We start from the raw sequence: 12145 nt of genomic DNA, 5'->3' as shown, positions 1-12145 counted from the left end.
TCGACGCAATCACCCAAAGGAGGTGGCTTATGAAAACTAAAATACAACCGGGGTTAACCGGCATGCTGTGTGCGGTTGGAATGGCCGCATCGATCGGTTGTGCCGAAAATAGGCCAATGACGGCTACGAATTCCATATCCGCTTTGGCCGCTGTTTCTCAACCGGCAGTAGAACCGGCGCAAGCCAAAGATTTGCTGATGAACATGGCTGAATTTCTGGCGAAAAGCCCGAGTTTCAGCGTGAATCTCGAGAGCAGCTACGAAGTTCTCCAGGAGTCGGGGCAGATGATCGAGTTCGGTGAAAACCGTAGGATCGTCGTCAGAAGACCGAACGGACTGCGCGTCGAAATCGAACACAGCGACGGCGAGCGGCATCTTGTTCAGTATGACGGGAATGATATTACAACGTCCAGCCCGACTCACAATGTCTATGCGCAAATTGTCAAACCGGGCGGCATCGATGAGGCCGTCATGTATTTCCTGAGAGATCTTGGCATGCGATTGCCGTTGGCGATGCTCTTGGTGAGCCGGCTGCCCGAAGAGCTGGAACGTCGGACTCTGGCGCTCGATTATGTCGAGAAAACCGTTGTCGATGGAACGCCGACCCATCATTTGGCGGGACGCACCGGAACGGTGGATTATCAGGTCTGGATTGCGGAAGGCGCTCGACCTCTGCCGCTCCGTATCGTCTTAAGCTATAAGAACGAAGAGGGGCATCCGTCATTCAGAGCGCAGTTTTTCGATTGGAACCTGATGCCAGAAATCCAAGACTCCCTGTTTACGTTCAACCCGACCGATGGCATGAGGAAAATCGCCTTTGCTGCGGAATTAAACAAAATTGCACTTGAGGATTCGATACGTCCGGAAGAAAGTGGAGGAAAACAATGAACACTAAAATCAAAACAGTCGCAACAGCTTTTATAGCGATTATCGTGATTTCGTTGGGAATCATCGATGAAGCAACCGCGCGTGGCCTGAGTGGAGGCGGTGGTGGTTATTCTCGAAGCGGCGCCGCTGCGAGCGGCAGTTTCTCCTCCGGTGCGGGCCGATACGGTTCGACGAGGTCCGGAAGTTCTGCGGCATCCGCATCTAGAACGTCTAGCCGCTCGCAGACCGCGCAGACGGCTTCAACGAACAGGGCGTCGACCCAGCAAAGCCGTCAAGGCAGCTCAACCGAAAATCAGGCACAACGCCAGGATTACAAGCTGGACAGCCAAAGTCAGCGCCAGCAATACTCGAATGAAAACGTCGAGACCCGTCAACAAGGCGCTACAAGTCGAACCCAAGATCGTCAACAAACCGCGCAGTCCTATCAAGGCGCTTACCCTCCGGGTTATCGACCGCCGGCAGGGGCTTACTATCCGCCGCCACAAGGCTATTACGACGATAACCATTGGGACGACGGCGAAGTCGCCGCCGTGGCGCTCGGTGCAGCTGCGGTGGGTGCCATGGCGGGATACGCGGCCGGAGACTCATCATCCGCGACAACGACAGCCCCGTCTACAACAGTCGACTATTCGGCACCTCCGCCTACAGCTTCGACCGGCCTGCCCTGTACGCCCAATACGACGGTGGTCAATGGCGTAACCTATTATCAATGCGGGGCTTCTTGGTATACCCAAGCTTACGGTAATAACGGCGTTATTTATATGCCGGTAGCGCCGCCATACTAAGATCAACCCGGCTTTTTGGGCGCAACACGGCGAGAACTCAACTTTTTGAGTTGCGTTCTCGGTTTAATGATTTTGCGCGGAATAATTTGTTTACCACCGGACTTTTGTCATGAACCCCATGAATTTTTCGTTAACTTTCCTACGATTAAAGAATGCCGCGCCGCTCCTACTCGGCATGATACTGCTGATGGCTGCAAACCCGTATGCCAGAGCGCTAGGGCCGATCGACACGCCGCCGACTTGGGGCGGCGACTTGTCGTCGCGGCCTCGGCTCAGCGGCAGTTGGGGCGGGTCGAGAGACGAATTGGCTAAAAAGGGTGTAGTGTTGGACGCAGACATGTATTTGCTTCCGCAGGGTGTCATTGCAGGCGGTAAGGACACGGCTGCGGAATTCTGGGGCAACGTCGACTACTCGCTCGATCTGGACATGGGTAAAATGGGACTCTGGCCGGGCGGTTTCTTCAAGTTCGAAGGTGTTTCAAGCTTCGGCAATACACTTTACAACGATGTCGGCGCCGTAGTACCCACCAACGCATCCTATTTGTTTCCCGGTGTCAATGAAGCCGATAACGCGTTGATGGGTGCGACATTCACGCAGTTTTTCAGTCCCCAATTCGGCGTATTCATGGGGAAAGTCAATCTGTTCGATTTTACGCCGACTGAATTCTACGGCAATTATCGCACTCAGTTTTCGAATGCAGCGATGAATTTCTCGATGGCTTATGCAATGGTTCCGCTCTCGGCTTATGGCGGAGGAATTTTATTTTTGCCGACGGAAAATATTACGCTGGCGGCGATGGCTCTCGATGCGAGCGGCACGCCGACAGACAATGATGTCGGCAAGGCTTTTGATGACGGTACGACCGTCGTTAGTGCGGCAAATATCAAAATCAAGCCGTTCGGGCTGGTCGGTCATCAGAGTGTCAGCGGAATATGGAGTGACAAGCCCCGTTTTTCTCTAGATCAGGACCCTGCCAACATAGGTCGTATGCTTTTGAACGAAAGATTTCCCAGGCTTGCAAACCCCGGCACGATACTCAGCCGGATTCTCGAGCGATTTTTTCCGGAACTGCTCGTCCCGGTTAGACCGGCGAACCGAAAAGACAACACCTGGGCGGTTATTTACAGCTTCGATCAGTATTTATGGCAGCCGGAAGGCGATTCGAGCAAAGGTATCGGCCTTTTCTTCAGCTTTGGCGCTACCGACGGTAATCCGAATCCCATTCAGTACAGTTATCTGATGGGAATCGGCGGCAAGGGCGTCATGCCCGGTCGGCCTGACGACTCGTTCGGTATTGGCTGGGCGCGCACGCAATTCAGCGACCATTTTGTACCGCTACTTCGCGAGCGGCTCAATCTCGGGCTCGATTACGAGGACGCAATAGAATTGTATTACACCGCTTCGGTTACGCCTTGGCTCACTTTGAGCCCCAATCTTCAGATCATCAACTCTGCGTTGAATAAAACACTCAACAGCAATGGTGAGTTGCAAGGCTTGGATACGACGCTCGAAGCGAGTTTGCGTATGAATATCAAATTTTAATCGGCTTCAAGTGTTGATTCGAAAAGACAATGTTCAAACCGGTTCGACTGTGAAAAAAAACGGCAAAACATATAGACTCGAGCCGTTGCCAAGCAATGGCCGTAGAGGACTGTGATGCGGATAGTTAACTTTTTCGCGATGTTCTTCGTATTCGTAACTTTTCGTACGCAAGGCCAGGAGCTGGAACCGCGCTCGTATGTCAACACTCCCGTGGGTCTGAATTTTCTGGTCATGGGTTACGGACTCACGGAAGGCAGTGTCGCGACCGATCCTTCGTTGCCTTTACAAGATGCGCAGCTCCAGGTTCATTCTATGTTTTTTGCCTATGCTCGTTCGCTGGATGTCTTAGGTAAGTCCGCCAAGTTTGACGTAGTGGTGCCCTATGCCTGGCTTTCAGGCGACGCCAAGGCATTTGGTCAAACTCGCGAGCGCCGCGTGGACGGCTTCGCCGATCCGCGTTTTCGCTTTTCGCTCAACCTTTTCGGCGCTCCCGCATATCCTATGGATGAATTCAAGCATTATCGACAAGACCTTGTTATCGGCACCGTTCTAGAAGTGACGGCGCCGGGCGGGCAATATGACGCCGACAAACTCGTTAACATCGGTACCAATCGGTGGTCTATCAAACCGGAGATAGGCATTGCCAAGAGTTATGGACCTTTAACATTGGAGTTGGCCGGTGGGGTCCGATTCTTCAGCGAAAACGATGAGTTTTTCGGCGGTCAACTGCGTGAACAGGAGCCTATCTATTCTGTTCAGGGTCACATTGTTTACAGCTTCGGCTACGGTATCTGGGCAGCTGTGGACGGTACTTTTTATACCGGCGGTCAGACTAGCGTGGACGGATCAAAAAGTAACGACCGGTTGGAAAATTCACGTATGGGCGCCACACTGGCATTGCCCGTAAACCGTTATAACTCCGTCAAAATCTATTACAGTACCGGCGTCTCGACCCGTATCGGAAGCGACTTCGATGTGGCGGGCATTGCTTGGCAATATCGTTTCGGCGGAGGGTTCTGAGATGAGATTGAGCGAAGTTTTATTACCCCCGTCGTTTATTGCATTCAGCGCGAAAGTGTCAATTTGGGGGAAGGCACTGTGATATCGACATACTAACCATGATCTTTGAGTTCGGGAGTACTTTCAAAACATGAAGCGATTCATCGAGTTGTCATTAATGGCGTTGATTATTATCGCGACTTCCGTATGGGGGGCTCTTGCCGTTTATTTCGGCGATTCGGATAGCGGCATTATCTGGAATTTTTTATCTGCCGGTTTTGGTGTGTTCAGTCTGGTCACACTGATTAGCCTGGGATTTCCACATTGGCGTAAACGCTGCCTTTACGGCTATGGGGTTGTATTTTCGCTAATTCTGATCTGGTGGCTTTCGATCAGTCCTTCGAACGATCGGCAATGGCAACCCGATGTGGCTAAGCTGGCTTATGCTACCTTCGACGGCGACAAAGTCACCGTTCACAATATCCGTAATTTCGACTACCGGAGCGAATTCACTTATGTTCCGGCTTATTACACGAAAACCTTCGACTTGAACGAATTAGAAGGCGTCGATTTGTTCTCTGTGTATTGGATGGGGCCTGCGATTGCGCATACGATTCTAAGCTTCAATTTCGGCGACGGTGGTCATCTGGCGGTTTCGATCGAAGCGCGCAAGGAGTTGAGCGAAGGCTATTCGACGATCAAGGGTTTTTTCCGGCAGTATGAGCTGATCTATATCGTCGCGGACGAGCGCGATGTGATTCGGCTGCGCACAAATTATAGAAACGATCCGCCAGAACAGGTCTATCTGTACCGGCTACAAGGCCCCCCGCAAAACGCCAAGCGTCTGTTTTTGGGTTACCTGGATAAGATCAATTCGCTGAACGAAAAACCCGAGTTTTACAATACCTTGGTGGACAACTGCACGACCGCCATCTGGCTGCGTTCGCGCATCAATCCTGAACATCTACGCTTTTCCTGGAAAATTTTATTGAGCGGCTATCTGCCGGAATACCTATACGAATCCAATAGGCTCGATACCCGGGTTCCGTTCAAGGAATTACAACGACAATCGCTGATCAATGAATGGGCGCAGAGGGGCGATCAAGAGGCCGATTTTTCAAGACGTATCCGCACGACAATTCTCAAACCCAATTAATCATTTGCCCTATCAACTTTAATGAAATGTAAGGAAAAAAAGCTATGAATATTAATTCCAAATACCTGAAAGTAAAGGCGGGTCACTTGCTATCGTCTATGCTAGTGACGATGTTGTTATCGGGATGCACGGGCATCGGCAAGGGCATGGTCGAGGCAATGCTGGAAAAATCGGAAGCCGAGGATACGCGAGTTTGCCAAGTCTGGGGCCAGCCTTTTACCGGAATTAGCTCCGGTTTGGGTAAGCCGCAGGGCAAAACCAAGCTGTTGTTCGTGCATGGTGTCGGCGATCATCTGCCGGGCTATACGACCGAATTCATGGAGAAACTTGCCAAGCAGTTGAACTTGAATGTACGTTCTGAAACCCCGAAAAATATCACGTTGAACGCACCTTTAGTTCCGGAGAAGGATCTCGGTAATCTACGTATCACGCAGCTTCTTAACGAAAAAGATGGGCGCGAGCTGATTTTTTATGAATGGACTTGGTCGAATATTACTCGAGACCAAAAAGCGTTACTGGCATTCGACAATTCGGGAGACTACGAATTCAGGCGTGCCAGAATCAACAGTATGCTGAAAAAATTCAGCAATGATACAGGCCCCGATCCGATTATTTATTTGGGAGAAAGCAGAGAAGCGATTTTAGCGGGCTTTGCACAATCATTTTGTTGGATGGCCAGTGGCGATTGGCTGGATCTTCCTGACAGCGGTAGCCATACCTGTACCGGCTTGCATGACGAGAATATCGGCCATATCGCACATGACGATTATGTTTTTATTTCGCACAGCTTGGGCAGCCGTATCACGATCGACGGCATGCAGCGCATTGCTTATCTTTTGGCGAATGCTGAAAAGTTTGCCGATCCTAGCAAAAAAACTGAGGTAACTAGGGCGTCCATCGAGGCTTTGCAAAATAAACGTTTACCCATCTACATGCTGTCGAACCAGTTGCCAATGCTGCAATTAGGAAGAAAACTTCCCGAAGTGAGCGGTCAAGGCGAAAGCTATTGCAGTCCTGCAAGCGACCGTTACGATGAGCGCATGGTCAACGAGACGGCGATCGTGGCATTCAGCGATCCCAACGACTTGTTAAGTTACGGTATACCGCCGGGATACAAAGACAAGTATCTTGATTCGAGACTTTGTGCAACAGTCACTAATGTCAACATCAACGTCGCAAAGATCATCGATGCATTCGGCCTAAGCGATTTGGCCAATCCGTTGGAGGCCCATTTAGGTTACGATCGAGATGATCGCGTCGTCGCGTTGATTGCCAACGGCATCGGTCACCCGAATGCTTTACCGTTGATCGAAGAAAGGTGTGAATTTGTCAAAACCGTCAAATGACTTCAAGCACGTCGCAATTTTGGTAGCTGAAACCGGGCGAATCTCATGCCGGTTTTCGCGAAAAATCGTGGCGCGCTTGCCCATCTATTCTTTAGTTTATCTATCCATGAATGGCCAAAATCATGTCAAAACAATTCAGACTGCTGATCACCGCCTTGATAGTGATGACATTATTTACGGCATGTTCTACAACCCACGTGGCAACCCAGTCAAAACGCGCAGCTATTGAACAATTACTCTTGAGCGAGGCATTGATTCGCAGCCTTCCTCAGGAAGCCGACAGTTTGTTACCGATATCGACGGGTGCAAATGTCTTTCTCGAAATTTCCGGTATCAGTGGGGATGAAAAGCTTGTGCGGGATGTTTTGGCCGGATGGTTGGGCCAACAGGGTTACTTTGTACAAAATGAGGCAGCAAAAGCATCTTATCGCATCAACGCTATTCTTTCGTCTTTCGGAACCGAGGCCGGCAAAATGTTAGTCGGCGTGCCCGAGGTCGAAGGCAACTTTATTTCGATTGGCGAGCTCGCGTTTTATAAAGCGGAATACCAAACAGGTTATGCTAATTTTTTCTTCGATATTTTCGAATTGCCTTCAGGACGGCATATTTTCCGGACATCGTCATTTCTCGCCGAAACGTTCTATAACTATTACACGGCATTTCTAATATTCGATTTCAACAGAACAAATCTGATTAAGCCGCCCCGGCTCCATTCGTTTCAACATGAATGAAATACTGATGCTGCTCAAGCCGATGTAAAGATTAACCCAGGGTTTAATAAAGCTATGTTTGCGTTAATAGTTGGACTAGCCCCGTCATGGATTGCTGGGGGAATGACAAGGGTCTTTTACTTCCTTGTGGTCTGGATCCCGGCAATCCCTGCCGGGATGACGATTTCGATACCTTTTCAACTACTAACGCGAACATTGTCTTCATTAACACAATCGGTGTGGATTAGTGATTTGTCAAAATAGTCACATCGTTAGTTGAGTAGCAGTATTTCTTTGGTCAATACAATTAAATTGGTTTTTTTCATGATTACAACTATCAAGCCCTATGCCATTCTTGTTGCAAGCCTCTGTTTGGCGGCCTGTTCATCGGTCCAAGTTGTCACGGTCTATGATCGCTAGGCGTCTTTCGATCGCTAAAAAACTTATTCTTTAGAGCCTTCCGATGCAGCGATTCCAATGGCGCCATCGGTTGAGGCGGCGCTTCGAGATTCGCTACGGACGCAATTGTACGCTCGCGGTATCATCGAGGTATCCGAAAACGCAGACCTTCATGTCGTGCGGCATGTATCGACCAAACAAAAAGTAACAGTCCATCAATCGCCCGGCGTTCCTTATCGCTACGGAGCATGGGCAGGTGCCTCGTACGGTTATACCGATGTTTCTCAATACACGGAGGGCACTTTGATACTGGACTTCGTCGATGCAAAGACGCAGAAATTAGTGTTTCGTGGAGCCATTACCGGTACCGTCGGTAAACCGGAAACGAACGCCGAACGAATCCGGGAGGGTGTGGAAAAATTCATCCAAAATTATCCTGCAATAGTTGCACATTGATCATCAAAAAAGGTATTGGGTCATGTTTCAAAATAATCAATCGATCAAAACATTATTCTGTCGGCTTATCTTTGTTCTGGGATTAGTCTGTATTATTCCGGCGCAAGCGGAAGACTCATCGGAAGTGACGGCGTTGATGGGGTTGCTCGGCATTAACTCGAAAGAGTTAGCCAATCTGGAGCAGGGTAAAACCGTCTCATTCGATATCGCGGAAAACAACGAAAAAGAATTGGCCGCCGGCGTCGTGATGTACATACCGGCTAAACCTTCCAAGCTCGTTCAGTACATTAACGAGAAAGATCTCGGAACCATTGATACCGATCTCATTTCGCAAGGTAAGATTCCGGCCAACGCGACACTGGAGTCGTTCAAAGGTTTTGCTTTAAAGGCAGGAAGTGGGGAGGCAAAGAATTTCATGCGGGCGCAACCGGGCAGTCAATTCAATTTGTCGATCGACGAATTCAAGCTTCTTAAGAGCATCGACGCCGCGCAAGCCGACGTGGCGTCACAATCCTATCGGCGCATTCTTCTCGAACGCATGCAATCTTATCGCAAAAATGGACTGAAAGGGATTGCCAATTATGATCGCGGCGACGGTTTGACGGCGAGGCCTGCGGAAGAGCTTCGCACCGCAACATTGGCCAATAAAGTATTGACGCGTTATTTTCCGCAAGTTTACAAGGCTTGGCTCGATTATCCCGCGGCAATGCCTGCGGGTGCAGACGAACAATTTTTCTGGCTCAATCGCAATGTCGAAGGGCGCCCCACCGCAATCCTGGGGCATCGCATCATGTTGTCATCGAATGGCGCCGAAGTCATGCTGTCCCGGCAGTTTTATGTCGGGCACTCCTATAATTCCAATCAACTCAGTATCGCCTGTCTGCCTTATCGGGATGGCTCATTGGTTTTCTATGCCAACCGGAGCTTTACCGACCAAGTGGCGGGCTTCGGTAGCGGCTTGAAACATTCGATTGGGCGCGAGCAGATGCGCGCCGAAATCGTAAAGAGGCTGATTAACTTGCGTAAGGCAATTATGTAAGGGGCTTTTTTGGAATATACTTGGATTGCGGCCGGATATGGTGCGCCCCATTCAACACGGAGATTACGATTTCGTGTTCCATACTATCCCTGTCTATTCGTATGAGTTTTCCTTGATAGAACAAAATGGTCAGTGATTTGGTGTTTAAAGCGGTTTATTGCTTCGGCAAAAATCGTTTAAGTTCCGGCAGACAAGAGCCGCAGCCGGTTCCTGCGCTGAGTCGTTGCCCGATTTGTTCGACGTTCGCCAAATTGAATTCCCGGACCGCTTTGGCGATCGATTTTTCGCCGACATTGAAACAGGAACAAACCAAGCGGCCGCAATCCTCTTGTCCTTCCGGCGGCAAAGCGCTCAATAATCGTAAGCGCTCCTCTTTGTTGATCTGCGGTTGTGCGAATAGCGTCTCAAGCCAGCCGGTTCCCGGCAATGACGGTGTTGAGGACACGAATAAGCAAACTTCCAATTGGTCGTCGATGATTAGCGCGCTGCGATACACTCCGCGTTCCGGATCACTGTATTCCAGGCAATGAGGGTTGTTCGACTCGCCGGATAGCGATTTTAGCCAGTCGGGCCAAGAAGGGAAGGGGGTGCGGTCGGCTAGCTCGTAGCGGATAAAGCCGTTGCCTTTGACTGTAACGCGGTATTCTATATCGTCGACCATCAATGGTGAACGCGTCAATAACATCGCGTACCAGAGCGCTCGATAAGGCGTGATGGCTGCCGGGGTTTGCTTGCTTTCCGGTTGGCCTGAATGCGGATCGACGACCGGGTTGACCAATGCGCCGACTCGTCCACGGCTACTGACTTGCGCAGTCCAGTGCATTGGCACGAATAAACTGCCGGATTGCTGATTTTCTGTGACGACGACTCGGACGATCATATTGCCCCATAGACTCGAGATCGTCGCTAGATCATGCGTTTGTAAATAATAACGTGCCGCATCGAGCGGATGAATCTCAACGAAAGGCTCCGGTTTATGAGCATTCAGTTTCGCCGACAAGCCGGTTCGGGTCATCGTATGCCATTGATCGCGCAGGCGTCCGGTATTCAACGTGAAAGGATAATTCGGATCGGGTTTGTTAACCGGCGAGCGCGGGCGAATCGCAATGAACCGGGCTTTTCGGGACGGCGTATAAAACTTGCCGTCGGCGAAAAGGCGCGCGGTGCCGTTAGGATTCTTTATACTGACCGGCCATTGCACAGGTTGTAAATGGTCGTAGGCGTCTTCGGTCAGATCTCCGAAGGCCGAAATATCGAAATCGCGCGGTTGGTCTTCCCGGTTATTTTCAAAGCCGGAAAGCGCGGCATGTTCGCGGAAAATGTCGGCGCAGGACCGGTAGGCGAAGGCATGTTTGAAGCCCATGCGGGCGGCGACTTGACTGACGATCCACCAATCCGGCCTAGCGCTTCCGGAAAAAGGGAATAGCGGTCGCTGACGCGATATGCGCCTTTCCATGTTCGTGACGGTGCCGTCTTTTTCGCTCCAGCCGGCCGCCGGTAGGCGGACATGCGCTAAATCGACTGTATCGGTATTCTTGATGCAATCCGATACGATGACGAGATCGCAGCGTTTCAGCGCATTTTTAACTTTGTCCGCGTCCGGCAGAGTGACGACCGGATTCGTTGCGATAATCCAAACCGCCTTGACGGTGCCCGCATCAATCGCATCGAACAGTTCGACCGCTTTCAGGCCGGGACGGGTCGCGATCTGGTCGGTTTGCCAAAAGCGGGCTACGCGGTCGATATGCTCGGGATTATCCAGTTCCATGTGAGCGGCCAAGGTATTGGCCAAACCGCCGACTTCGCGTCCGCCCATCGCATTCGGCTGGCCGGTGAACGAAAAAGGCCCCATGCCCGGTTTGCCGATTCTACCGGTTGCTAAATGACAATTGATGATGGCATTGCATTTATCGGACCCGGAGGCCGATTGATTGACGCCTTGCGAATAGACCGTGACGGTTTTAGCGGTCTTCGCATACCAACCGTAAAACTTTTCGATGTCGGCCGAAGACAAACCGCAGTCTTGCGCGACAGCTTCAATACTTCCTGCAGTGTTTCGGGCGGACTGTAAAGCCCATTCGAAATCCTGAGTATACGCGGCGATATAGTCGTTATCGAGCGCGTCGCTTTGCGCCAAATAAGCCAACAAACCGTTGAATAATATGCCGTCCGTGCCCGGCTTGATCGCCAAATACAAATCCGCGCTGTCGCATGTCGCGGTTCGGCGCGGATCGATGACGACGATTTTTAGCGTCGGATTGTTTTTTTTGGCTCTTAGGATGCGCTGAAACACGACCGGGTGACACCATGCGGTGTTCGAGCCGGTCAGCACGATCAATTCGGCGGCTTCCAAGTCTTCATAGCTGCACGGGACGGCATCGGCGCCGAAGGCTCTTTTGTAGCCGGTGACGGCCGAGGACATGCACAGCCGGGAATTGGTATCGATATTGGCCGAACCGATAAAGCCTTTCATGAATTTATTGACGACATAATAGTCTTCGGTCAATAACTGGCCAGAAACATAGAATGCTACCGCGTCGGGCCCGTATTGCCGGATGACAGAAGTCAAACCGTCGGCAACGGTGTCGAGCGCGGTATTCCAGTCGCATGGTATGCCATGAACTTCGGGATGCAGCAGACGGTTTTCTACCGACACGGTATCGCCCAATGCCGAACCTTTCGAGCACAGTTTACCGAAATTGGCGGGGTGATCCGGGTCGCCTTGTATCGTCACTTTGTGGGCGATAGAATCGTCGACGGTTGCAACGATACCGCAGCCGACTCCGCAATAGGGACAGGTGGTTTTAATTGTCTTTCCGTTCATG

9 protein-coding genes and 1 pseudogene are annotated in these 12145 nt (G+C 50.9%); 9 read left to right on the top strand and 1 reads right to left on the bottom strand.

Going from position 1 to position 12145, the window contains the following annotated elements:
• Nucleotides 1-29 precede the first annotated feature (29 nt).
• The 9 genes and pseudogenes from ACRJJO_RS05380 (at nt 30) to ACRJJO_RS05340 (ending at nt 9320) form a co-directional block, all read left to right on the top strand.
• Nucleotides 30-887, top strand: coding sequence for a DUF2092 domain-containing protein (locus ACRJJO_RS05380; protein WP_431064870.1), 858 nt, complete (start codon nt 30-32; stop codon nt 885-887).
• On the top strand, nt 884-1672 hold the full coding sequence (locus ACRJJO_RS05375; protein WP_431064869.1) for a hypothetical protein: 789 nt from the start codon (nt 884-886) through the stop codon (nt 1670-1672). Before ACRJJO_RS05380 ends, ACRJJO_RS05375 begins: the two co-directional genes overlap by 4 nt.
• Before the next feature lie 109 nt (nt 1673-1781).
• Nucleotides 1782-3215 carry a carbohydrate porin gene (locus tag ACRJJO_RS05370; protein ID WP_431064868.1) on the top strand — a complete coding sequence of 478 codons (1434 nt, stop codon included), beginning with the start codon at nt 1782-1784 and terminating at the stop codon, nt 3213-3215.
• 114 nt (nt 3216-3329) lie between these two features.
• Nucleotides 3330-4235 carry a transporter gene (locus ACRJJO_RS05365; protein ID WP_431064867.1) on the top strand — a complete coding sequence of 302 codons (906 nt, stop codon included), beginning with the start codon at nt 3330-3332 and terminating at the stop codon, nt 4233-4235.
• A 130-nt stretch (nt 4236-4365) separates the two neighbouring features.
• Entirely contained in the window at nt 4366-5370 is a 1005-nt protein-coding gene (locus ACRJJO_RS05360) for a DUF4105 domain-containing protein (RefSeq protein ID WP_431064866.1), read from the top strand.
• Between the two features lie 44 nt (nt 5371-5414).
• The gene (locus tag ACRJJO_RS05355; RefSeq protein ID WP_431064865.1) at nt 5415-6716 is read left to right on the top strand and encodes a hypothetical protein; all 1302 of its coding nucleotides are present in this window, start codon (nt 5415-5417) and stop codon (nt 6714-6716) included.
• 122 nt (nt 6717-6838) lie between these two features.
• Nucleotides 6839-7447: a hypothetical protein gene (locus ACRJJO_RS05350; protein ID WP_431064864.1), complete on the top strand. Its 609-nt coding sequence runs from the start codon at nt 6839-6841 to the stop codon at nt 7445-7447.
• Between the two features lie 429 nt (nt 7448-7876).
• Nucleotides 7877-8281, top strand: a pseudogene (locus ACRJJO_RS05345) (DUF4136 domain-containing protein); the annotation flags it as partial.
• 22 nt (nt 8282-8303) lie between these two features.
• Entirely contained in the window at nt 8304-9320 is a 1017-nt protein-coding gene (locus tag ACRJJO_RS05340) for a hypothetical protein (protein ID WP_431064863.1), read from the top strand.
• Nucleotides 9321-9474: 154 nt separating this feature from the next.
• Here the strand turns inward: ACRJJO_RS05340 and ACRJJO_RS05335 are convergent, their stop codons facing one another.
• Complete coding sequence (locus ACRJJO_RS05335; protein WP_431064862.1) at nt 9475-12144, bottom strand: molybdopterin-dependent oxidoreductase; 2670 nt, start codon at nt 12142-12144, stop codon at nt 9475-9477.
• Between the last annotated feature and the right edge of the window lies 1 nt (nt 12145).

This window comes from Methylotuvimicrobium sp., assembly GCF_050611805.1.
Lineage (GTDB): Bacteria > Pseudomonadota > Gammaproteobacteria > Methylococcales > Methylomonadaceae > Methylotuvimicrobium.
Note: the sequence above shows the minus strand (reverse complement) of the source record. Positions and strands in the feature narration are given on the sequence as shown.

Bases quoted from the DNA above. Each gene is read 5' to 3' on its own strand.
- ACRJJO_RS05380 (WP_431064870.1), top strand. From the start codon at position 30: ATGAAAACTAAAATACAACCGGGGTTAACCGGCATGCTGTGTGCGGTT.
- ACRJJO_RS05375 (WP_431064869.1), top strand. From the start codon at position 884: ATGAACACTAAAATCAAAACAGTCGCAACAGCTTTTATAGCGATTATC.
- ACRJJO_RS05370 (WP_431064868.1), top strand. From the start codon at position 1,782: ATGAACCCCATGAATTTTTCGTTAACTTTCCTACGATTAAAGAATGCC.
- ACRJJO_RS05365 (WP_431064867.1), top strand. From the start codon at position 3,330: ATGCGGATAGTTAACTTTTTCGCGATGTTCTTCGTATTCGTAACTTTT.
- ACRJJO_RS05360 (WP_431064866.1), top strand. From the start codon at position 4,366: ATGAAGCGATTCATCGAGTTGTCATTAATGGCGTTGATTATTATCGCG.
- ACRJJO_RS05355 (WP_431064865.1), top strand. From the start codon at position 5,415: ATGAATATTAATTCCAAATACCTGAAAGTAAAGGCGGGTCACTTGCTA.
- ACRJJO_RS05350 (WP_431064864.1), top strand. From the start codon at position 6,839: ATGTCAAAACAATTCAGACTGCTGATCACCGCCTTGATAGTGATGACA.
- ACRJJO_RS05340 (WP_431064863.1), top strand. From the start codon at position 8,304: ATGTTTCAAAATAATCAATCGATCAAAACATTATTCTGTCGGCTTATC.
- ACRJJO_RS05335 (WP_431064862.1), bottom strand. From the start codon at position 12,144: ATGAACGGAAAGACAATTAAAACCACCTGTCCCTATTGCGGAGTCGGC.